Raw genomic sequence first — 21,731 nt, forward strand, 5'->3', positions numbered from 1 at the left:
CAGGCCGGCAAGGAAGTGACCTCCGGCCTGGACAGCCTGTCGGCCAGTACCAGTGACCGCCTGACCGCAGGCCTTTCTGCGCGCCTGAAGCAAGAGCAGCAGCAACTGCGTGAGACCCTGGAAAAAGACCTGAAGGACTCCGCCAATGACATGGCGCAGTTACTGGCCTCGGTTGCCCCGCGCGCGATGTGGGACAGCGATGTTCCGGCGTTGTCGGAGTTTGCCCGGCGTGCCCAGCGCAACCCCAATGTGCTGTTTGTGGTGTATGACGATGCCACTGGCCAGCACCTGACCCGTTATCTGAACCGGGAAAACCCGATCAACAAGGCGCTCCTGGAAAAAGGCCAGGGCGACCGTGCGCTGGATAAAGTGTTGAATGCCGCGAAAAACGACCCGTCGGTGTACTACGTCGAAGCCTCCATCAGCCCCAATGGCGTGGAGATCGGCAAGGTGCTCATGGGGGTTTCCACCGCGGCGGTCGAGGCGGACCTGGCGGCCCTGGACCAGCGCTTTGCCGCATTGATCGCCAGCGGTGGGCAATTGGTGGGCGACAGCCTCAAGGGCGCGGCGGCGGACAGTGCGGCGGCCATGGGCGCACGGCTGCAGTCGGCGCAGGCCACGGCCACCGAAATGACGGCTAACACCTCCAGTGCCGTGCAAGAGGCTGCGCAGGCCCTGCGCTGGCGTATCGGCCTGGGCCTGGCGGTGGTGGGCCTGGGCGTGCTGTTGCTGATTGCCGTGGTGCTGGGGCGGCGGGTGGTCAATCGCCTGAAGTTGCTGATCGCGGCCATGGATGACTTGGCCGCTGGCGAGGGTGACCTGACCAAGCGTGTGCAGATCAACAGCCAGGATGAAATCGGCGCCATGGCTTCGGCGGTCAATCGGTTTGTGGATAAGTTGCAGCCCATCGTGCGCGAGGCGGGCGATGTGGCCCAGCGTACGGGTGTGGAAATCGGCGCGATGACCTTGCGCAATGCCGGTGCCGATGCGGCGGCGGGCTTGCAGCGCGATGAAGTGGCCGAGAGCCTGCGGGCGCTGTCGCAAATGGCCGACGAGGCCCAGGCCGAAAGCCAGGCCATGCAGGCTGCGTTGCAGCAGGTGGTGGAGATCCGCCAGGCCACCGATGAGAATTCGCGTACTTCAGCTGAGGTCGGCAGTTTGATCGAGGCGCTGGCCGGGCAGGTGCAGGCCGGCTCCAAGGTGATCGAGCGCCTGGCCCAGCAAAGCGAGCAGATTGAAGTGGTGCTGACGGTGATCCACGGCATTGCCGAGCAAACCAACTTGCTGGCCCTGAATGCGGCCATCGAAGCCGCGCGTGCCGGTGAAACCGGACGGGGCTTTGCGGTGGTAGCGGACGAAGTGCGGGCGCTGGCCAGCAAGACTCAAAGCTCCACCGGCGATATCCAGGCGCATATCGTGGCGTTGCAGCAAGGTGCGCGTGAGGCGGTAGAAACCATCGGCAAGGCCGGCCGCCAGGCCAGTGAGGGGCTGCTGGTGCTGCGCGAAAGTGTGCGTTTGCAACAAACGGTGCAAGACTCGGTGGAGCAGGTGCATACGGCGATTGGCCTGGCGACCCGGGCTGCCGAGCATCAGGCCCTGGGTGCGCACGCGGTACGGGGACGGGTCGAGGTGATCCATGCCCAGGCCGAGCGGGCGGCACAGGCGGTGGTGGAGACTACGGCCAGCGGCAAGGTACTGGATGGGTTGGCGGCGCAGTTGAAGGCCAGCCTGGGGCAATTCCGGGCTTAAGGTTGGCTGCTTGGGCCTTATCGCGGGCAAGCCCGCTCCCACAGGTGATCGCGTTCCCGTGTGGGAGCGGGCTTGCCCGCGATAGCGATTTCAGCGACTCAGATACATCCGCGTCGTCAGCAGATACACCGGCAACCCCGATACCAGAATCAACAACGCCGCATAAGGCGCCGCCGCTGCAAATTCCACATTCGAGGTGTGTGCCCAGACTGCCGTGGCCAAGGTATTAAGCCCCGTCGGGCTGAGCAGCAAAGTCGCGGTCAACTCCTTCATCGCATCGAGAAACACCAAGGCAAACGCCGCCCCTAATGCCGGGAAGATAATCGGCAGGGTCACCCGGCAAAACGCGCTGAACGACGATGCGCCCAGGGTGCGCGCCGCCTCTTCCAGCTGCGGCGCGGCCTTGTTCAGCGCGGTACGGATCGGCGCCTGGGCCAGGGGCAGGAACAACAGCGCATAGGCAATCAGCAGCAGCGCCGAGGTCTGATACAACGCCGGTACGTAATGCAAGGCGAAGTACACCAGGGTCAGGGCAATCACCAGGCCGGGCAGGGCGTGCAGCAGGTAGGGCAGGCGTTCGGCCCACAGTGCCAGTTGGCCCTTGTAGCGCACCACCAAAAGGCCCACCGGCACAGCCAGCGCCAGGCAGAGTGCGGCGCCGCCCAGGGACAGGGCCAGGGAGGACAGCAGCGCCTCGCTGATTTCAGCTACCGGGAAGGCCGCCGAAGAGCCCACGGCCAGCCAGTAACCGAGCATCCCCAATGGAATGCCACTGCCAATGATCGCGAGCATCAAGCAATACAGCTGGCCCAATGGCGCCCATTTGCCCAGTCGAACCTGCTCGGCATGCCGCGCCGCGCCTTGCCCGGTGCGCACATGCCGGCCCTTGCCGCGCACGCGCAACTCCAGCCATAGCAGGGTCAGGCACATCACCAGCAGCACCGCAGACAGCATCGCCGCGTTGGCATTGCTGAATTCCAGCTCGAACTGTTGGTAGATCGCCGTAGTAAAGGTTTGCAGGCCAATGATCGACAAGGCGCCGAACTCCACCAGCATATGCAAGGCGATCAACAGCGCGCCGGCCAGTAGCGACGGCCACAGCAGCGGCAAGGTGATGCGAAAGAACACGCCCCAGCGATTGAGCCCCAGGGTGCGGGCCGACTCTTCCAGGGACGGATCCAGGTTGCGCAGGGTCGCCGCCACCGGCAGGAACACCAGGGGGTACTTGGACAGGGTCATCACCAGGATTGCCCCGCCCAGGCCTTCAAACTGGGCGCTCAGCGACACCCAGGTAAAGCTGCTGACAAACGCCGGTACGGCAAACGGCAGGCACAGGATCACTCCCCAGATGCGCCGGCCCGGCAGGTTGCTGCGTTCCAGCAGCCAGGCCAGGGACAGGCCAATCACCGCGCAGGCCACGGTCACGCCGACCATCAGGGCCAACGTGTTGCGCAGCAGGCCGAACACATATGGGCGCCACAGCAGGTGCACCGCTTCGGCCCAGCCAGCTTGCCAAGCCTTGAGGCCCACGTACACCAAGGGCAGCAGGCTCAGGCCCACCAGCAACAAGACTGGTAGCAGCAGCCAGATCGACGGGCGTTTGCGCCGGGGGCTAAAACCCCCGCGCAAGGCGGGGGCGGATTGCGATGGGGTCATCAGTTCAAGCCAACGTCACGTTCCAGCTCCAGGGCTTCTTCGGCATTGCCCAGGTCGGCGGGAGTGACTTTTGGTGGTTGCAGCTCGCTGAACGGCTTGAGGCCGCGATTGGATTGCATGCCCTTGCGCAGCGGGTACTCGGCGGAGGTGTTGGTGATCACCCGCTGGCCTTCTTCGCTGGCCATGAATGCCAGCAATTGCTGGGCTTCTTGGGGGTGCTTGCTGGATTTGAGGGCGGCCGCCGCCGATACGGTGATCAGGCCGCCGGCATCGCCATCGGTGAAGTAGTGCAGTTGCGAATCCAGGTTGGTTTTTTCCTTTTTCAGGGCAAACCAGTAGTAGTTGTTCACCAGCACCGTCGCCACTTCGCCGTTTTCCACAGCCTTGAGGGCCACCATATTGTTGCTGTAGACCTTGCCGAAGGCGCGCAGCCCGGTCAGCCATTCTTCGGCGGCCTCGCGACCATGCAATTTGATGATTGCCACGGCCTGTTCCTGGAAGGCGCCGCTGGTGGGGACGAAGCCCACTTTGCCCTGCCACTCGGGGTTGGCGAAATCCAGTACCGACTTGGGCAGTTCTTCTTCCTTGATCAATTTCGGGTTGAAGGCCACGACCCGCGTGCGGGCGGTCACGCCCATCCAGGCGCCGTTGGCAGCTACGTATTCCTTGGGCAAGACATCCAGGGTGCTGGCGTCGATAGTGGCCAGCAGGCCTTGTTCGCCGAGCTTGTTGAGCGGTGGGGATTCTTCGGTGTAGATCACGTCGGCGGGGGAGCGCTCACCCTCTTCGACGACCTGGCTGGCCAGTTGGTTGCTGCTGCCCTTGCGCACATTCACATGAATGCCGGTCTTGGCTTCGAAGGCCTTGGCGAGTTCGTCGCCGACTTCCTTGTGCTGGCCGTTGTACAGGGTCAGTTCAAACTTGTCGGCGGCGTAGGCGGCGGGAGAGAGCAGGGTCAGGCCGAGCAGAGTGATGGTCAGGCCACGCAGAAGGGATGTCTTGAGACGGGTATCGCGGATCATCATCCGGGGTTTTCCTCACTTGAGTGCAACAAATCATTGCAAGGATAAACGATAAAACTTCTCAAGTGCGGACAGGGGAGCAATGCAGTGGGAGTTTTTAAACCCCAGAAACGAAAAAACCCGCTTTCGCGGGTTTGATCTGAATTTGGTGCCCAGGAGAAGACTCGAACTTCCACGACCTTGCGATCACCAGCACCTGAAGCTGGCGTGTCTACCAATTTCACCACCTGGGCATTATCAAGCAACGTTGCCGCTGTTGATGGGGCGAACTATACGGCGGGCTTTTTGATCTGTAAACCCCTGATTTGATTTTATAAATCAATTTTTCGGTTAAGAATCAAAGGCCTGTAACGCAAAAACCCGCTTTCGCGGGTTTTTGTGAGACTCAAGGCGCAAACCTCAAGTTTTGAATTGGTGCCCAGAAGAAGACTCGAACTTCCACGACCTTGCGGTCACCAGCACCTGAAGCTGGCGTGTCTACCAATTTCACCATCTGGGCAGTATCTTCAACGTTGCCGTCGTCGATGGCGCGCACTATACGGAGTGACTTTTGAGCTGTAAACCCCCGTCATCAAAAAAGCCTGGAAAATTTCGCGGGCGGTCGCGCAAGGTGGTTTCCCGGGACCATAAAACGCATTTCCCGACGAGTTATTGCTGGAAATTTCCCGTTTCAATACGCGTATGCCAAACTAACCCACATATAGACAAGGTGAAAACTCTCTAATGGCCGATTGGCAGTCCCTCGATCCCGAGGCCGCTCGTGAAGCGGAAAAATATGAAAACCCTATTCCTAGCCGCGAACTGATCCTGGCGCATCTCGCCGATCGGGGTTCGCCTGCTAGCCGCGAGCAGCTGGTTGAAGAATTCGGTCTGACCACCGAAGACCAACTCGAAGCGCTGCGCCGCCGCCTGCGCGCCATGGAGCGCGATGCACAGTTGATCTACACCCGCCGCGGCACTTACGCACCGGTGGACAAGCTCGACCTGATCCTTGGCCGCATTGCCGGTCACCGTGACGGTTTCGGCTTCCTGATCCCTGACGATGGCAGCGATGACCTGTTCATGAGCCCGGCGCAAATGCGCCTGGTGTTCGATGGCGACCGTGCCCTGGCGCGCGTGTCCGGCCTGGACCGTCGCGGTCGGCGCGAAGGCGTGATCGTCGAAGTGGTGTCCCGTGCCCACGAGTCCATCGTCGGTCGCTACTTTGAAGAAGGCGGCATCGGCTTCGTGATCCCGGACAACCCGAAGGTCCAGCAGGAAGTGCTGGTGACTCCGGGCCGCAATGGCGCCGCCAAGGTCGGGCAGTTCGTCGAGGTGAAAATCACTCACTGGCCAACCCCACGCTTCCAGCCACAGGGCGATATCGTCGAAGTGGTCGGCAACTATATGGCGCCGGGCATGGAAATCGATGTGGCGCTGCGCACCTACGATATTCCCCACGTCTGGCCTGAGGCGGTGCTCAAAGAAGCCGCCAAGCTCAAGCCGGAAGTCGAAGAAAAAGACAAAGAGAAACGCATCGACCTGCGTCATCTGCCGTTCGTTACCATTGACGGCGAAGATGCCCGCGACTTCGACGATGCGGTCTACTGCGAAGCCAAGCCCGGCAAGCTGCGGCTGTTCTCCGGCGGCTGGAAGTTGTTCGTCGCGATTGCCGACGTCTCCAGCTACGTGAAGATCGGTTCGGCCCTGGATAACGAAGCCCAGGTGCGCGGCAACTCCGTGTACTTCCCTGAGCGCGTGATCCCGATGCTGCCTGAGCAGCTGTCCAACGGCCTGTGCTCCCTGAACCCGAAAGTCGACCGTTTGGCCATGGTGTGCGAGATGACTATCTCGAAAACCGGCGAAATGACCGACTACCAGTTCTATGAAGCGGTGATCCACTCCCAGGCGCGCCTGACCTACAACAAGGTCAGCACCATCCTGGAAACGCCGAAAACCAGCGAAGCCAAGGCTTTGCGCAGCCAGTATGCCGACGTCGTGCCGCACCTCAAGCAGCTCTACTCGCTGTACAAGGTGCTGCTGGGCGCGCGTCATGTGCGTGGCGCGATCGATTTTGAAACCCAGGAAACCCGGATCATCTTCGGTTCCGAGCGCAAAATCGCCGAAATCACCCCGACTACCCGTAATGACGCGCACAAGCTGATCGAGGAATGCATGCTGGCGGCCAACGTGGCCACCGCCGAGTTCCTGAAAAAGCACGAGATTCCTGCGTTGTACCGGGTCCACGATGGTCCGCCGCCGGAGCGCCTGGAAAAACTGCGCGCCTTCCTTGGCGAACTTGGCCTGTCCCTGCACAAAGGCAAGGATGGCCCGTCGCCCAAGGATTACCAGGCACTGCTGGCCAGTATCAAGGACCGTCCAGACTTCCACCTGATCCAGACCGTGATGCTGCGCTCCCTCAGCCAGGCGGTGTACAGCGCCGACAACCAGGGCCACTTCGGCCTGAATTACGAGGCGTATACCCACTTCACCTCGCCGATCCGCCGTTACCCGGACCTGCTCACGCACCGCGCCATCCGCAGCGTGATCCATTCCAAGCAGAACACCCCGCACGTCAAGCGCGCCGGTGCCATGAGCATTCCGAAGGCACGGATCTACCCGTACGACGAAGCGGCCCTGGAGCAGTTGGGCGAGCAGTGCTCCATGAGCGAGCGCCGTGCCGACGAAGCCACCCGCGATGTGGTGAACTGGCTCAAGTGCGAGTTCATGAAAGACCGCGTGGGCGAGTCGTTCCCGGGCGTGATCACTGCTGTGACCGGCTTTGGTCTGTTCGTCGAGTTGACCGATATCTACGTCGAAGGCCTGGTGCACGTCACCGCCTTGCCGGGTGACTACTACCACTTCGACCCTGTGCATCACCGCCTGGCGGGCGAGCGCACCGGTCGTAGCTTCCGTTTGGGCGATACCGTGGAAGTGCGGGTCATGCGCGTCGACCTCGACGAGCGCAAGATCGACTTCGAGATGGCCGAAAAAACCCTCGAAGCGCCGATTGGCCGTAAAAAGCGCGGTGCCGAAACAGCAGCGCCGGCGAAGAAAGGTGCTCCGGCGAAAGCTGCCGCTGCCGCCGAGCCAGCCGCCAAGCCTGCTCGTCGCTCGTCGACCAAGGAAAAGGTCAGCGACGCCTACCGCCCCAGTGATGCGGCGGCGAAAAACGCCGAGCTGCGCAAGAGCCGCGAGTTGAAGCAGCAGTTGCTCAACGAAGCCAAAAGCGGTGGTAAAGCGGCGTCTGGGGGAAAGTCCCAGGCCGCCGACAAGCCGTCGAGCAAACCGAGTAAACACCGTAAAGGCCCGCCCAAAGCGGGTTCGGCCCCTGCCAAGAGCGGCGGGTCGCGCAAACCTAAGGCCAAGTCATGAGTCTGGAAAAAATCTACGGCGTACATGCCGTAGAAGCGTTGCTGCGTCACCATCCCAAGCGCGTCAAGCAGGTGTGGCTGGCCGAAGGCCGCAGTGAGCCACGCGTTCAGGCGCTGGTGGAGCTGGCCAACCAGAACAAGGTTGCCATCGGCCAGGCCGAGCGTCGCGAAATGGACGTGTGGGTCGAAGGCGTGCACCAGGGCGTGGTCGCGGACGTGAGCCCGAGCCAGGTCTGGGGCGAGGCCATGCTCGACGAGCTGCTCGACCGCACCGAAGGTGCGCCGCTGTTGCTGGTGCTGGACGGCGTGACCGACCCGCACAACCTCGGCGCCTGCCTGCGTTCGGCGGATGCCGCCGGTGCGCTAGCGGTGATCGTGCCTAAAGACAAGTCGGCCACGTTGACGCCGGTTGTGCGTAAAGTCGCCTGCGGCGCGGCGGAAGTGATTCCGCTGGTGGCCGTGACCAACCTGGCGCGTACCCTGGAGAAACTCCAGCAGCGCGGCTTGTGGGTCGTGGGCACGGCGGGGGAGGCCGAGGTCAGCATCTATGACCAGGACCTCACTGGCCCGACCATCCTGATCATGGGTGCCGAAGGCAAGGGCATGCGTCGCCTGACCCGTGAGCATTGCGACTACCTGGTGCATTTGCCGATGGCCGGTAGCGTCAGCAGCCTCAACGTATCCGTGGCGACCGGTGTGTGCCTGTTCGAGGCCCAGCGCCAGCGCGGTGCCAAGGCCAAGACCAAGAAGTAATCAGGTCTGGCGCAGGTCCAGATGTGGGAGCGGGCTTGTGTAGGAGCTGGCTTGCCTGCGATGCAGACACCTCGGTACATCAGCTGTACTGAGGTGATGCTATCGCAGGCAAGCCAGCTCCTACACAAGCCTGTTCCCACATTGGTTTTTGGTCAAATAATCACCAATTGCCTTGCGCCCGTTCTCCCCCTTCTCTACAATTGCGCCCCTTGCCTTCCTGGCGGGCACCGATGTGCCTCCCTGCGGCAAGATTCCTAAGTGTCATTCACTCCTTGTCTGACCGTTTTTGAGCGGCAGGCTACAACCCGTAAGGAGCATTCATGCGTCATTACGAAATCATCTTTTTGGTCCACCCGGATCAAAGCGAGCAAGTCGGCGGCATGGTAGAGCGTTACACCAAGCTGATCGAAGAAGACGGCGGCAAAATCCACCGTCTGGAAGATTGGGGCCGTCGTCAACTGGCCTACGCAATCAACAATGTTCACAAGGCTCACTACGTGATGCTGAACGTTGAGTGCACTGGTAAGGCCCTGGCCGAGCTGGAAGACAACTTCCGCTACAACGATGCAGTGATCCGTAACCTGGTCATCCGTCGCGAAGAAGCCGTTACCGGCCAATCCGAGATGCTCAAGGCTGAAGAAAACCGCAGTGAGCGCCGTGAGCGTCGCGACCGTCCTGAGCACGAAGGCGCTGAAAGCGCTGATAGTGATGACAGCGACAACAGCGATAACGCTGACGAGTAATCCACGGACCTTATTAAGGAGCCTATCAAATGGCACGTTTCTTCCGTCGTCGTAAGTTTTGCCGCTTCACCGCTGAAGAAGTGAAGGAGATCGACTACAAAGATCTCAACACTCTGAAAGCCTACGTATCCGAGACCGGCAAAATTGTTCCAAGCCGTATCACCGGTACCAAAGCTCGTTATCAGCGTCAGCTGGCCACCGCTATCAAGCGCGCCCGCTTCCTGGCCCTGCTGGCCTACACCGACAGCCACGGCCGCTGAGACCGGGCAGTCGACAAGTAGTAAGGGATTGAATGCATGCGCGCCTTAGCTGAGTTCATCATGCGCGGTCGTGTGCAGGCCACTCTGGTAGTGGCTGGATGTGCTGCATTGCCGCTGTTGTATTGGTTGGGTGCTGCCGCGGGAAGCCTTGTGCTGCTGCGGCGCGGTTTGAAGGACGCCCTGGGCGTCCTTGCCCTGGGATTGCTGCCGGCCTTGATCTGGTGGCTGCAATTCGACGATCCACGGGTACTTCTGGTACTGCTGGGGTCTTCGAGCCTTGCGTTGGTTCTGCGCGCAAGTGAGTCCTGGGTCCGTACGCTGCTGGTCAGCGTGGCTTTGGGAGTGGTGTATTCAGTGGTGCTTGGCGCGGCTTTCCGCCCGCAAATCGAGGCGCTGTCGCAGGAGTTGGTAAAAATCCTGCCATTGGCCCTCGGGGATCTCTACCAGCAGTTGTCGGTAGATGAGCGAGCGCGCATGGCCACACTGATTGCTCCGGTCCTTACCGGCCTGATAGCGGCACTGTTGCAGATCGTCAGTGTGCTGAGCCTGATTCTTGGGCGCTACTGGCAGGCGTTGTTGTATAACCCGGGTGGTTTTGGTCGCGAGTTTCGCAGTATCAGAATCCCCGCAGGCCCAGCGATGTTGCTGCTGGCGTGCATGCTTGTAGGGCCGAACTTCGGTCCGCAAATGGCCATGTTGACGCCGTTGTGCAGCGTACCGCTGGTGATTGCCGGGCTGGCCCTGATGCACGGGCTGGTGGCGCAAAAGCGCCTGGCCAAGTTCTGGCTGGTGGGGTTGTACGTGACGCTGTTGCTGTTTATGCAACTGATCTATCCGTTACTCGTGGTCTTGGCCATTGTCGACGGCCTGATTGATTTTCGCGGTCGTCTGGCGCCGAAAGACGCCGATAACGCGAACGGTGAAGGTTAAAAGTTAGAGGATTTTCACATGCAACTGATCCTTCTGGAAAAAGTCGCCAACCTGGGCAACCTGGGCGACAAAGTAAACGTTAAGGCCGGCTACGGTCGTAACTACCTGCTGCCATACGGCAAAGCCACCGCTGCAACCGCTGCCAACCTGGCTGCGTTTGAAGAGCGTCGCGCTGAGCTGGAAAAAGCCGCAGCAGACAAGAAAGCTTCGGCTGAAACCCGTGCTGCCCAACTGGCCGAGCTGGAAGTGACTATCACTGCCACCGCTGGCGACGAAGGCAAGCTGTTCGGTTCGATCGGTACTCACGACATCGCTGACGCACTGACCGCCTCCGGCGTTGAAGTGCAGAAGAGCGAAGTTCGTCTGCCGAACGGCACCATCCGCAACGTAGGCGAATTCGACGTAGCCGTGCACCTGCACGCTGAAGTTGAAGCCACCGTACGCGTTGTCGTGGTAGCAGCTTAAGAAGCACCTAACTGACTGGCACCTCGCGTGTCAGCCAGTTAACATCGGGCACGATCCTGTTTACAGGTCGTGCCTTTTGTTTTTCTACACACCCCTAATTTCAAGTGGCCATGAACGATATTTCAGCTCCTGAGCAATACGATCTGCAAACCGCTGCCCTGAAGGTGCCGCCGCATTCCATCGAGGCCGAACAGGCCGTGCTCGGTGGCTTGATGCTGGACAACAACGCCTGGGAACGCGTGCTCGATCAAGTCTCGGACGGTGATTTCTATCGGCATGACCACCGCCTGATCTTCCGCGCCATTGCCAAGCTGGCCGACCAGAACTCACCGATCGACGTGGTGACCCTGGCCGAACAATTGGACAAGGAAGGCCAGACCTCACAAGTCGGCGGCCTGGGCTACCTGGGCGAGCTGGCGAAAAACACGCCGTCCGTCGCCAACATCAAAGCCTATGCCCAGATTGTTCGCGAGCGGGCGACCCTGCGCCAATTGATCGGCATCAGCACCGAAATCGCCGACAGCGCCTTCAACCCCGAAGGCCGTACCGCCGCCGAGATCCTCGACGAAGCCGAGCGCCAGATCTTCCAGATCGCCGAAGCCCGCCCGAAAACCGGCGGCCCGGTCAGCGTCAACGACCTGTTGACCAAGGCCATCGACCGTATCGACACCTTGTTCAACACTGACAATGCCATCACCGGTATTTCCACCGGCTACACCGACCTCGACGAGAAGACCAGCGGCCTGCAGCCGTCCGACCTGATCATCGTCGCCGGCCGTCCATCCATGGGTAAGACCACCTTTGCGATGAACCTGGTGGAAAACGCCGTGTTGCGCAGCGACAAGGCCGTGCTGGTGTACTCCCTGGAGATGCCAGGCGAATCGCTGATCATGCGTATGCTCTCGTCGCTCGGCCGGATTGACCAGACCAAGGTGCGTGCCGGTCGCCTGGAAGACGACGACTGGCCGCGCCTGACCTCGGCGGTCAACCTGCTCAACGACCGCAAGCTGTTTATCGACGACACCGCCGGTATCAGCCCGTCCGAGATGCGAGCGCGTACTCGGCGCCTGGTGCGTGAACACGGCGATATCGCCCTGATCATGATCGACTACCTGCAGTTGATGCAGATCCCCGGCTCCAGCGGCGACAACCGGACCAACGAGATTTCCGAAATCTCCCGGTCCCTCAAAGCCCTGGCCAAGGAGTTCAACTGCCCGGTGGTGGCGCTGTCCCAGCTCAACCGTTCCCTGGAACAACGTCCCAACAAGCGCCCGGTGAACTCCGACTTGCGGGAATCCGGAGCCATCGAGCAGGACGCCGACGTGATCATGTTCGTGTACCGCGACGAGGTGTATCACCCGGAAACCGAGCACAAGGGCATTGCCGAAATCATCATCGGCAAGCAGCGGAACGGGCCGATCGGCTTTATCCGCCTGGCGTTTATCGGTAAGTACACGCGGTTCGAGAACCTGGCGCCGGGTAGCTACAACTTCGACGACGATGAGTAATCAGCGGCTTTCAGGCCTGGGGAACAATCGCCTGATGGTTATTTCATTGTAGAGGTAGTTCCAGCGCAGTTCCGCGCCGGCCGGTATGTGATCGCTGGCAAAAAATGCGGTGAGTATCATGGGTTCGCGTGCCCCGCTGGCGGTTTCGACTTCGACACGAAACTGTGATGCTTCTACGTTATAGCCGCTGCGGGCCTGCCTGATCGGCAGCCCTGCGTCGTACTCGAAAATGGTATTGATCCTCGAAAGCACGTTGTCACCCGACAATATGGGTTGCGTGTTGTAGGCATGGGGCGTGGTCGGCCTGATGTTCTTGACGGGCAGCAGGTAGGGGTCTTGTCGAGCTATTGCAATATAGAGCGGCAGTATTTCCCCGCCATAGACACCCAGTGCCGCCCCTCGCTTGATCGGTCGCCGCGTAATGACGGTGGCCTCGCCGATGAGTGCGGCTTCTTGCGCAAATTTTTGATGGGCCGCCGTAAAGGGGGTGACCTCCAGGTTGTCTTCATACAGCCGTGCCACCTGTTCGTAGCCTTCCCACTGGAAGTAGGGCCGGATCAGCCGACTGTCAAATATGGCTTCGGACGTCAGCGATTTGCTTTGTGACTGTATTTGCCGGATGCGCAGGGGCAGGCCGTCTTCGTCGCGCAACGGGTATCGACCATTGTTGGCCCGGTCATAGAGGCGTCGATAGTTCTGGCTGAACTGATAGCCTTGCCCTGTGCGCATATGGGCCAGTTCCTGTGCGGTGTATCGTGTTGTCACAACGCCCTCTTCGGCCGACTCATACTCGCTGGAAGAGTGTGCCGGCTCAAATTCGTCACTGGACTCCATCTCATGGAGCTTGAGCGCCTCCTCGTCCCCTCCCAGCAACGTACCTTTGGCCGGATCGATTTCCCAGCCGGCCTGGGGCTTTTGGCGCAGGTAGGGTTGATAGGCCCGGAAGCGATTGCGGGCATCCGCCAGCCGCCAGCCCAGGGGGTCGTATCGCAGGGGATAGTATTTGTGGTTGTCCTGTATGTAATAGCGGTAGCTTGCGTCGGGCTGAGGAGGCGATTGGTAGGTGCCGTCCTCACGCAGCGTCAGCCCGGCCGGAGGGTTGGGGTCGGCGAATAGCGGATCCAGAGGCCGCCCGGCAGTCTCCGCTAGTGTGCCCAGGGGAGGCATGGCCCGGATGGTGGGGAGCTGGGTCAGGCGCGACAGACTGAGTTTCTGGATGGCCTGCTTGAGGGTTGCGGTGCCCGATGCGTCCAGGATGGCCCGGCGTTCGGGGGCCGCCAGCGTACTTTCAAGGGCATCGGCCAGGTGGCTGGGGGGCGCCTGGGGGGAACCTTGGGCATCAAGGCTTGAGTACTGCTCGCCCAGGCGGATCAAGACATGGCGGTGACTGGCCTGTGCTGGGCCGATGCGACCCAGCAGCGGGCCGTCTTGGCGCTGTGCATAAATCTCGATCCGCAATGCGTCCGGCCATGAGGGTAACTGCTCCAGGTTGTATAGCGTCAGCGGCACGCTATGGCGGTCACTGATGCCGTCGAGGAAAAGCGCTTCCTGTGAACGCGTTGCTTGCTGTGTCTGAATGTACTGTTGCGCCTCCCAGCGTTGGGAGGCAGTCAGGCTTTTTTCCTGTTGCAGGCGCTGTTTTTCTTGCTCAGTCAGCGTCGACTCCATGGCCTCAAGATGGCTCTTGGACAGTTGCGGCATGATTGCGCGAATGTTGTGTTCCGTGGGCGTGACGGCGCGCTCGCCGGGCTCGCTGAGTAGGGCCAGCAGCCGTTGCTTTTGCTGCATGCCTTCGCTTTGCAGGCGCAGGGCCAGGTTTTCGGTTTTGGTCAGCGCGTCGATGGATGGTGTGGGCAACAGCTCGTTAAATGACGCTTGTGCCATTTGCTCCTCCACGGCATGCAGCAGCTCGCCCTTTTTGAACCTCGCCGCGCTGATCTTTATTTCAGTGGGACCGCTCCCATGGCTCAACAGGGTCTGTTGTTGGCCATCGACGATTTTCAAGGCGTGGTCGGCGGGCCACTCGGGCAGCCTGCTGAGCAGGTGGAATTGAATCAACGGCGAATGGGCTGTGACCGATTTACCTTCGGCCCGTGCCAGATTGAAATCATTGATCTCCTGTTCCAGATCGAAGTGCTTGACCGTGTCACGCAATAAGGGCGCAGGGGGCTCCATATCCTGGTGGATTTGGCGCAGGCTCGAATGGTCCACACCACTGAGCAGCAGGATGGGCTCGACGTCCGGTTGCCTGATATTGGCGGCCTCGGGTCCCAGGCGTTTGATCAGTTTAAGGTCGTCCCAATCCCGGGGCGATTCGTGGGCCTGGCGCCAGCCACCCACCCCATTGCTCAGCAGCGGCGGTCGATAGGCGTCCGGGTCGTTGGGGTGGGACAGCTCCCATTGTGTGCCGTCCGGCGAGCGTTGAACCGAGTGAACATGATCATCCAGCTTCAGGTAGTGCTGTTGCTCGTGCCGGAACAGGCCTTGCTTGTTTGCGCTCACGTGTGCGGGCAGCGGCTTGGGGTGGCGGTAAGGTGTTAGATCGCTGTGCCATAGGCGCCAACCCTTGTTGCGGACCCTGACCTTTACCAGGTTGGCCGTGAAGCCTGCCGTCTTGATGGCGCCCGCGGTGACAGCGGCCTGTGCAAGGGTGTCCACCAGGTCCAGCAAATCATTCAAGGCCTCATCGCTGTCGCCGCGGCTCCAGGCCGCAAAGCCCTCATACACCGTTCCTATCACTTGGGCAGCGCTGACGACCAGCAGGGCTTGCCCCACGATTGGAATAAATGAGGCGGCGAAAAACAACAGAAACTCCCCGGCCTCGATCCAGCTCTGCAAGCGTTTTTGCCGGCTGACCATGTCGGCCTCGGCCGTGGAGACAACCAGCGTGCTGGCGTCGCTCTTGATCTGGGCAATGCGTTGGCGGGCGATGGCCAGGAACAGGTCCCCCTGGATGGGCGTCAGGCTGACCGAGGCCTCGAGCGTGGCGCGGTAGACCGCGGTGGCCCTGACCAATTCATGTGTGCTGGTATAAGCCGGCGTCACGCTCAGCAGGCTGGCTTGCTGCTGTAACGGGACAAGTTGCTTGAAGAATGCCTGGTAGGCAGGATTCAACAGCCGTTCGGCGAGGTGCTGCTGGAGGTCCTCCCAGGTACGGTGTGGGCTGAGGGGGGCCACGGGGTCATCTGGGACGTACAGGATGTAGGGGAGGTCGATGAGCGATGCCTCAATCACCAGGACACTGGGCAGCACCACGTTATCAAGGGTCAGGTGGCTGTACTTTATGTCCAGGTGATTGGCCGAGCGTTGCAGGCTATGCAGTTGCAGGTGTTGCCGGGGGCTTATCTGCCGGCGCATGTAGGCGATATGCAAGGCAACCCCCATGGCGTGCTGTGCCTGGGCACGGAATATCCTGAGCACCTGGGCGGCGGTACGTGCGCTGCCCGCAGAGGGTTCCAGAATGCTGCTGATATGCGTGAGGTACTTTGCGCCCAGGTCCAGTTCTCGACACAAGCGTGCGAACGCCGCAGGGGAGGCGCTGGTCAAGACCTCGCCGGCGTTTGTCATGTTGTGCAGGGCGGTGCCGTCTTCCATCCCGCCGGGCTCGGCTTCGGCCGCTTCAAAATTCTGCAGGGCCGCCTCGAGCAGTGTCTGGCGTGTGGTCTTGGCGTGGGTTTTGATCAAACCGAGCAAATGATGATTTTTCCATTCGCGTACCAAAAGGGCGTTCTCATCCGTGATAAAACCGAAAAACCAGGACTGCAGAGACGCGCGCAGCAGAGGGCGGGCGAAGTCCTCGGGACTTTGCAGCTCGTCCAGCAACGCCTTGAGGTCGTGCCTGGCTTGATTGCTGGCGGTCATGCTCGCGCGAAACGCCTCGCGCAATGAAGAAGGCGCCTGGATCAGCCAGGCAGGCAGTTGTTGCTTGATGAGGGTTCGATGGGGAAGCAGCGGCGAGGCGGGCGGTGCTTGTGGTGGCTGTTGAGAGGAGCGGGTGTTCATTGATCGCACCATGATGGGCTGTGGTTGATCGACCCCAGCCTACCGATGGTTTTTTTGATAATGGGTTAGCGCAATAGCCCCTGGCCGGCGAAAAAATGCACGACGGATCCGCCATTCAGACCCGCGCGGTAAAAGCCGACCATTGCCGTCGGAATTGGTCAAAATTTGTGCTATATTCCGCGCCCGCGATTTTTCATCTCAACACCGGTCACCGTCATGCAAACAGCCAAGCCGTTATTTGACTATCCCAAGTACTGGGCCGAATGTTTCGGCCCCGCGCCATTCCTGCCCATGAGCAGGGAGGAGATGGATCAGCTTGGCTGGGATTCATGCGACATCATCATCGTCACCGGTGATGCCTACGTGGACCATCCGTCGTTCGGCATGGCAATCATCGGCCGGCTGCTGGAGTCCCAGGGCTTCCGCGTCGGGATCATTGCCCAGCCCAACTGGCAGTCCAAAGACGACTTCATGAAGCTCGGCGAGCCGAACCTGTTCTTCGGCGTCGCGGCCGGCAACATGGACTCGATGATCAACCGCTACACCGCCGACAAGAAAATCCGTTCCGACGACGCCTACACCCCCGGCGGCATGGCCGGCAAGCGCCCGGACCGGGCGAGCCTGGTGTACAGCCAGCGCTGCAAGGAAGCCTACAAGAACGTGCCGATCGTGCTCGGTGGCATCGAGGCCTCCCTGCGCCGCATCGCCCACTACGACTACTGGCAGGACCGGGTGCGTAACTCGATCCTGATCGACGCCACTGCCGATATCCTGCTGTACGGCAACGCCGAGCGGGCGATTGTCGAAGTTGCCCAGCGCCTGTCGTGGGGCCACAAGATCGAAGACATCACCGACGTGCGCGGCACCGCGTTCATTCGCCGTGACACGCCCGCCGGCTGGTACGAAGTGGACTCCACCCGTATCGACCGCCCGGGCAAGGTCGACAAGATCATCAACCCCTACGTGAACACCCAGGACACCCAGGCCTGCGCCATCGAGCAAGAGAAAGGCCCGGTGGATGACCCGGAAGAAGCCAAGGTCGTACAGATCCTCGCCAGCCCGCGCATGACCCGCGACAAGACCGTGATCCGCCTGCCATCGGTAGAGAAGGTGCGTGGCGACGCGGTGCTGTATGCCCACGCCAACCGTGTGCTGCACCTGGAAACCAACCCCGGCAACGCCCGTGCCCTGGTGCAGAAGCATGGCGAAGTGGACGTGTGGTTCAACCCACCGCCCATTCCCATGACCACCGAAGAAATGGACTACGTATTCGGCATGCCTTACGCCCGTGTCCCGCACCCGGTGTACGGCAAGGAAAAAATCCCGGCCTACGACATGATCCGCTTCTCGGTGAACATCATGCGTGGCTGCTTTGGCGGCTGCACCTTCTGCTCGATCACCGAGCACGAAGGCCGGATCATCCAGAACCGTTCCGAAGAGTCGATCATTCGCGAGATCGAAGAGATCCGCGACAAAGTCCCGGGCTTTACCGGGGTGATTTCCGACCTCGGCGGGCCGACCGCGAACATGTACCGCATCGCCTGCAAGAGCCCGGAAATCGAATCCGCGTGCCGCAAGCCGTCCTGCGTGTTCCCGGGGATCTGCCCGAACCTGAACACCGACCACTCGTCGTTGATCCAGCTGTACCGCAGTGCCCGTGCGTTGCCGGGTGTGAAGAAGATTTTGATTGCTTCCGGCCTGCGCTACGACCTGGCCGTGGAGTCGCCGGAATATGTCAAGGAACTGGTGACCCACCACGTCGGTGGCTACCTGAAGATCGCCCCGGAACACACCGAGGAAGGTCCGCTCAACCAGATGATGAAACCGGGCATTGGCAGCTATGACAAGTTCAAGCGCATGTTCGAGAAGTACACCAAGGAAGCGGGCAAGGAGCAGTACCTGATCCCGTACTTCATCGCCGCCCACCCGGGCACCACCGATGAAGACATGATGAACCTGGCCCTGTGGCTCAAGGGCAATGGCTTCCGGGCCGACCAGGTGCAGGCGTTCTACCCCTCGCCCATGGCCACCGCCACCGCGATGTACCACTCGGGCAAGAACCCGCTGCGCAAGGTCACCTACAAGAGTGACGCGGTGACCATCGTCAAGAGCGAAGATCAGCGGCGCCTGCACAAGGCGTTCCTGCGCTACCACGACCCCAAAGGCTGGCCGATGCTGCGTGAAGCCCTGACGCGCATGGGCCGCGCCGACCTGATCGGGCCGGGCAAGGACCAATTGATCCCGCTGCACCAGCCGTCCACCGACAGCTACCAGAGCGCCCGTCGCAAGAACTCGACGCCGGTGGGCAGCCATAAGGTCGCCAAGGAAACCACCACCAAGATCCTCACCCAGCACACCGGCCTGCCACCCCGTGGCAGCGACGGCAGCAACCCGTGGGACAAGCGCGAACAAGCCAAGGCCGCGGCCATGGCGCGCAACAAACAGGCGGCTAAAGAACGCACCGACGCGGCCAAGGGCAAAGGCAAGAAGCCTGCGCGCAAGCCGGTCGTACCGCGTTGAGCCTAGCCTGAACCTGCAAAACGCCAGCCTCGTGCTGGCGTTTTGCTTTCTAGCGGGTGGTTAGCCTGTTTGTTAAGGTGGCGCCCGTTGAATCGCCATCGCAGGCAAGCCAGCTCCCACATTCGCAACGAAGCTGATCAAGGTGGGAGCCGGGCTTGCCCGCGATGAGGCCAGTCAGGTCGCTATCATTTTCAAGGAAGAGCACTCCCCATGAGCAACCCCCTGCTCAACATCGGCATGGACTCCAACCGCTCCCAGTTCATGGCGCGCCAGCGCATCGAAAGCCAGATCAACCTGCCCCGCCTGTTCGCCGCCATCGACGCCGACCCCGGCATCGTCGGCGCGGGGGTGGTGTATATCGATGCTGACTTCAATGTCATTACCCTGCGCGAGTTCAAGCCCATTTGCAGCATCAAGCCCAAGCGCATTATTTTGCGTGAGGCGCAGAAGTATATTTCGCCGGCGCAGTTTGCCAATCAGGTGGCTAACAACCCGCGTGAGTCCCGGTTGGTGGGCGAAGCAGTCAATACGACCCTGTCTTGTGCGGGCGCAATCCTCGGTTGGATTGTTGTGTTCAGCGGTACAGTCGCCGTGCCTTTCACTGGTGGCGCGAGCCTGGTGGTGGCAGGCATCGGTGCGACGGCTGCAGCGGCCAGTACTGCGCAATGTGTCGTCGGGGGTATGAGAACTATCAACGAACTCAATGACCCGGCAGCCAACGACGATATGGATAGCGAGGACTGGTATCGCTATGCAATGCCGGTATTGGACGCCGCGTCACTGCTGGGGGCCGGCGCCTCTACTCTGACCACTCTTCGGCTGCTGCAGGCTCGAAAGGTGACCACTGGCAGAAGTTGGTACGAGTTGTCCAAGGGGTTGACCCGCCAGCAACGCAAGGCACTCACCAAAGAGTTGCTGAGCCTGAAAGATCCAAGCCTGAGCAATAAGCTCTTGAAACTGCGCCAGCGCTCCGGTGAGCTGGCCAAGCGCTATTCAGCGAGCGAGATTAATCACGCTACGTTGACGCAGATCAGAGATTCCCTCGGGGCTGCCATTGGTTTTACCGGGAGCGCTATATCAGGCAATATCCGAACGATTGCAGTTGGCCTATATGAGGAGCTTGAGTGATGGATCGCCAAGCTTCATTGAGAGCTTTTTTAGCGCAATATTTTCCAACGTTTATATGCGCATTCTTTCTTGCCTGCTTCTCTCTCTCTGCCGCTATTTCATTGGCATCCAGTACATTTTTTCGCAGTGACCCAGAACGGGCGCGTTATTCTTTTCTGGCCGCAGTCTTCTTAGGCTTGTTCTTGGCATTCAGCCATTTCGTCATGATCAGAGGGCGAGAGTGGGGAGCTTGGGTCATCGCTGCCTTCTACGTTGTATGTTTGCTGGTCGTGTTGCCAACCTATAGCTATCGGCCACATATGGCAGCGTATGTAATAGGGCTGCTGTTTCCGTTGGCGGGGTTGCTGTTGCTCAATAGTCAGCGTCATCGGGAAATGCGACAGAAACTCGTCGAGCTGCGCCATCTGCGCCAGGCTGCGACTGCAAAGTACAAAAAACGGTGATTGTGCAGATTCACTAGCCCTGAACTACCCAAGCGTTTCGCGCCTACCGAAGTCAAGCATGCAACAGTCACGTAAATTAAGGATGCCTTGGGTGCTGCGGTCGGTTTACCGGCAGTGCGATTTCGGGGAATGTTCGGACTGTTGCTGTAGGCCTGTACGAAGAGATCGAGCAATGAATGAGATTCCCAGCATTCGTAGTTTTCTGTCGCGGTATTTCCCGGTCTTTATGGGGGGGATATTCGCGTCCATTTTTACGTTGGTATTTGCAGTTCCGTTGTTTTTCGACAGCTATTTTCAGGACCTTCCCATGGAGGACAATGCAAAGTACTCGTTCCTGGGTGGCATCGCGCTCACCTTGGTGGTGGTGCACTGCAATTTCATGATTGCTCGCGGGCGTCCGCAATGGGTGCGGCCGCTGGCGGTGCTCCTGGGGTTGTGCTTCCTGGGTGTGTTGCCCGCGATCAGTGATCAGCAGCATCCATTGATCTATAGCTTGAGCTTATTGTTTCCATTGCTGGGCTTGCTGTTGCTCAATAGTCAGCGTCATCGGGAAATGCGACAGAAACTCGTCGAGCTGCGCCATCTGCGCCAGGCTGCGACTGCAAAGTACAAAAACCTTTGATTGTTTATGTTCACTAGCCCTGCCTCAACGCGAGCGGCCTGTACGAGGAGTTAACGCAGTGAGCGGCTTTCCCGACATGGGCCGTTTCCTGGCCCGTTATTTCCCCGTATTCATGGGCACCATCTTCATGGCGATCTTTTCCGGGTCGGCTGCGATGTCCATGGCGGGCGTGACGTATTTACGCGGCGTTGATCCTGCGCTCAAGTCCAGCTATACGGGGGGCGCGATCCTGGTGCTGGTGGCAGTGCTGGTGTTTGGCAATGTGATGATTGCGCGTGGGTACTCTTGGGCTACGAGGCTGGTGGCGGGATACCTGGGCAGTTGTCTGCTGTTCGTGTTGCCGATGATTCAATACGACGTCAATGGCCTGGTTTATGGCTCCACCGTACTGTTCCCGCTGCTGGGCTTGCTGCTGCTCAATAGCAAGCGCCATCGCGAAATGCGCCAGCGGCTGCTCGAAATACGCCACCTGCGCCAAGCCGTCATCGCAACGCGCAAAAAGCGCTGATTGGGTAGATTCACCACTGTGCCCCGCACGGGCGCCACAAATATGTGCAACCCTCGCACCACGGCGGTC

At 60.3% G+C, this 21,731-nt stretch carries 16 protein-coding genes, 2 tRNA genes and 2 pseudogenes; 15 read left to right on the forward strand and 5 right to left on the reverse strand.

What is annotated here, in order from left to right; all coding sequences use genetic code 11:
• Positions 1-789 precede the first annotated feature (789 nt).
• Together AO268_RS34040 and AO268_RS34045 are read left to right on the forward strand one after the other, a co-directional pair.
• Positions 790-843: pseudogene (locus AO268_RS34040) on the forward strand (hypothetical protein); the annotation flags it as partial.
• Positions 844-1,044: 201 nt separating this feature from the next.
• Entirely contained in the window at positions 1,045-1,749 is a 705-nt protein-coding gene (locus AO268_RS34045; protein WP_413469639.1) for a methyl-accepting chemotaxis protein, read from the forward strand.
• Between the two features lie 90 nt (positions 1,750-1,839).
• On the opposite strand, the gene AO268_RS24605 is transcribed toward AO268_RS34045, so the two are convergent.
• The 4 genes from AO268_RS24605 to AO268_RS24620 form a co-directional block, all read right to left on the reverse strand.
• The gene (locus tag AO268_RS24605) at positions 1,840-3,405 is read right to left on the reverse strand and encodes an ABC transporter permease (RefSeq protein WP_099170129.1); all 1,566 of its coding nucleotides are present in this window, start codon (positions 3,403-3,405) and stop codon (positions 1,840-1,842) included.
• The gene (locus AO268_RS24610; RefSeq protein ID WP_099170130.1) at positions 3,405-4,430 is read right to left on the reverse strand and encodes an iron ABC transporter substrate-binding protein; all 1,026 of its coding nucleotides are present in this window, start codon (positions 4,428-4,430) and stop codon (positions 3,405-3,407) included. The genes AO268_RS24605 and AO268_RS24610 overlap by 1 nt, the downstream gene beginning before the upstream one ends.
• Positions 4,431-4,573: 143 nt before the next feature.
• Positions 4,574-4,660: transfer RNA gene (locus AO268_RS24615), tRNA-Leu, on the reverse strand.
• Between the two features lie 179 nt (positions 4,661-4,839).
• Positions 4,840-4,926: transfer RNA gene (locus AO268_RS24620), tRNA-Leu, on the reverse strand.
• Positions 4,927-5,150: 224 nt separating this feature from the next.
• Between AO268_RS24620 and rnr the strand changes: the two genes are divergently transcribed.
• The 7 genes from rnr (at position 5,151) to dnaB (ending at position 12,439) form a co-directional block, all read left to right on the forward strand.
• Positions 5,151-7,781, forward strand: a complete 2,631-nt coding sequence (rnr, locus tag AO268_RS24625; RefSeq protein ID WP_076961568.1) for a ribonuclease R — start codon at positions 5,151-5,153, stop codon at positions 7,779-7,781.
• Positions 7,778-8,533: a 23S rRNA (guanosine(2251)-2'-O)-methyltransferase RlmB gene (gene rlmB / locus AO268_RS24630; protein ID WP_032862039.1), complete on the forward strand. Its 756-nt coding sequence runs from the start codon at positions 7,778-7,780 to the stop codon at positions 8,531-8,533. The genes rnr and rlmB overlap by 4 nt, the downstream gene beginning before the upstream one ends.
• Before the next feature lie 320 nt (positions 8,534-8,853).
• On the forward strand, positions 8,854-9,276 hold the full coding sequence (rpsF, locus tag AO268_RS24640; RefSeq protein WP_003217491.1) for a 30S ribosomal protein S6: 423 nt from the start codon (positions 8,854-8,856) through the stop codon (positions 9,274-9,276).
• 29 nt (positions 9,277-9,305) lie between these two features.
• The gene (rpsR, locus tag AO268_RS24645) at positions 9,306-9,536 is read left to right on the forward strand and encodes a 30S ribosomal protein S18 (RefSeq protein ID WP_003171373.1); all 231 of its coding nucleotides are present in this window, start codon (positions 9,306-9,308) and stop codon (positions 9,534-9,536) included.
• Positions 9,537-9,572: 36 nt separating this feature from the next.
• Positions 9,573-10,466 carry a hypothetical protein gene (locus tag AO268_RS24650; protein WP_057437422.1) on the forward strand — a complete coding sequence of 298 codons (894 nt, stop codon included), beginning with the start codon at positions 9,573-9,575 and terminating at the stop codon, positions 10,464-10,466.
• 18 nt (positions 10,467-10,484) lie between these two features.
• Complete coding sequence (gene rplI, locus AO268_RS24655; RefSeq protein WP_003171376.1) at positions 10,485-10,931, forward strand: 50S ribosomal protein L9; 447 nt, start codon at positions 10,485-10,487, stop codon at positions 10,929-10,931.
• A 110-nt stretch (positions 10,932-11,041) separates the two neighbouring features.
• Positions 11,042-12,439: a replicative DNA helicase gene (gene dnaB / locus AO268_RS24660; RefSeq protein WP_017138451.1), complete on the forward strand. Its 1,398-nt coding sequence runs from the start codon at positions 11,042-11,044 to the stop codon at positions 12,437-12,439.
• Here dnaB and AO268_RS24665 read toward each other — a convergent pair whose 3' ends face one another.
• Positions 12,440-16,441, reverse strand: a complete 4,002-nt coding sequence (locus AO268_RS24665) for a dermonecrotic toxin domain-containing protein (protein ID WP_257154452.1) — start codon at positions 16,439-16,441, stop codon at positions 12,440-12,442.
• Positions 16,442-16,657: 216 nt separating this feature from the next.
• Here AO268_RS24665 and AO268_RS24670 point away from each other — a divergent pair, with 216 nt between their 5' ends.
• From AO268_RS24670 to AO268_RS24695, 6 genes and pseudogenes are all read left to right on the forward strand, one after another.
• Positions 16,658-18,961: a YgiQ family radical SAM protein gene (locus tag AO268_RS24670; RefSeq protein WP_076961564.1), complete on the forward strand. Its 2,304-nt coding sequence runs from the start codon at positions 16,658-16,660 to the stop codon at positions 18,959-18,961.
• A gap of 210 nt (positions 18,962-19,171) precedes the next feature.
• Positions 19,172-20,089: an NAD synthetase gene (locus AO268_RS24675; RefSeq protein WP_076961563.1), complete on the forward strand. Its 918-nt coding sequence runs from the start codon at positions 19,172-19,174 to the stop codon at positions 20,087-20,089.
• Entirely contained in the window at positions 20,089-20,532 is a 444-nt protein-coding gene (locus AO268_RS24680; protein ID WP_099170133.1) for a hypothetical protein, read from the forward strand. Before AO268_RS24675 ends, AO268_RS24680 begins: the two co-directional genes overlap by 1 nt.
• Positions 20,533-20,547: 15 nt before the next feature.
• A pseudogene (locus tag AO268_RS33325) lies at positions 20,548-20,708 on the forward strand (NAD synthetase); the annotation flags it as partial.
• Positions 20,705-21,154 (forward strand): hypothetical protein, encoded by a 450-nt coding sequence (locus tag AO268_RS24690; protein WP_099170134.1) that lies wholly within the window; start codon positions 20,705-20,707, stop codon positions 21,152-21,154. The pseudogene AO268_RS33325 and the gene AO268_RS24690, both read left to right, overlap by 4 nt.
• 58 nt (positions 21,155-21,212) lie before the next feature.
• A complete protein-coding gene (locus tag AO268_RS24695; RefSeq protein ID WP_083743035.1) occupies positions 21,213-21,662 on the forward strand; it encodes a hypothetical protein in 450 nt (149 codons plus the stop codon).
• The last annotated feature ends 69 nt before the right edge of the window (positions 21,663-21,731 follow it).

It is taken from the genome of Pseudomonas sp. ICMP 8385, from assembly GCF_002699915.1.
In the GTDB taxonomy this organism is placed as follows: Bacteria; Pseudomonadota; Gammaproteobacteria; order Pseudomonadales; family Pseudomonadaceae; genus Aquipseudomonas; species Aquipseudomonas gessardii.

Bases quoted from the DNA above. Each gene is read 5' to 3' on its own strand.
- AO268_RS24670 (WP_076961564.1), top strand. From the start codon at position 16,658: ATGCAAACAGCCAAGCCGTTATTTGACTATCCCAAGTACTGGGCCGAA.
- AO268_RS24675 (WP_076961563.1), top strand. From the start codon at position 19,172: ATGAGCAACCCCCTGCTCAACATCGGCATGGACTCCAACCGCTCCCAG.
- rplI (WP_003171376.1), top strand. From the start codon at position 10,485: ATGCAACTGATCCTTCTGGAAAAAGTCGCCAACCTGGGCAACCTGGGC.
- rlmB (WP_032862039.1), top strand. From the start codon at position 7,778: ATGAGTCTGGAAAAAATCTACGGCGTACATGCCGTAGAAGCGTTGCTG.
- dnaB (WP_017138451.1), top strand. From the start codon at position 11,042: ATGAACGATATTTCAGCTCCTGAGCAATACGATCTGCAAACCGCTGCC.
- rpsR (WP_003171373.1), top strand. From the start codon at position 9,306: ATGGCACGTTTCTTCCGTCGTCGTAAGTTTTGCCGCTTCACCGCTGAA.
- AO268_RS34045 (WP_413469639.1), top strand. From the start codon at position 1,045: ATGGCCGACGAGGCCCAGGCCGAAAGCCAGGCCATGCAGGCTGCGTTG.
- rpsF (WP_003217491.1), top strand. From the start codon at position 8,854: ATGCGTCATTACGAAATCATCTTTTTGGTCCACCCGGATCAAAGCGAG.
- AO268_RS24650 (WP_057437422.1), top strand. From the start codon at position 9,573: ATGCGCGCCTTAGCTGAGTTCATCATGCGCGGTCGTGTGCAGGCCACT.
- AO268_RS24610 (WP_099170130.1), bottom strand. From the start codon at position 4,430: ATGATGATCCGCGATACCCGTCTCAAGACATCCCTTCTGCGTGGCCTG.
- AO268_RS24605 (WP_099170129.1), bottom strand. From the start codon at position 3,405: ATGACCCCATCGCAATCCGCCCCCGCCTTGCGCGGGGGTTTTAGCCCC.
- AO268_RS24680 (WP_099170133.1), top strand. From the start codon at position 20,089: ATGGATCGCCAAGCTTCATTGAGAGCTTTTTTAGCGCAATATTTTCCA.
- rnr (WP_076961568.1), top strand. From the start codon at position 5,151: ATGGCCGATTGGCAGTCCCTCGATCCCGAGGCCGCTCGTGAAGCGGAA.
- AO268_RS24665 (WP_257154452.1), bottom strand. From the start codon at position 16,441: ATGAACACCCGCTCCTCTCAACAGCCACCACAAGCACCGCCCGCCTCG.
- AO268_RS24690 (WP_099170134.1), top strand. From the start codon at position 20,705: ATGAATGAGATTCCCAGCATTCGTAGTTTTCTGTCGCGGTATTTCCCG.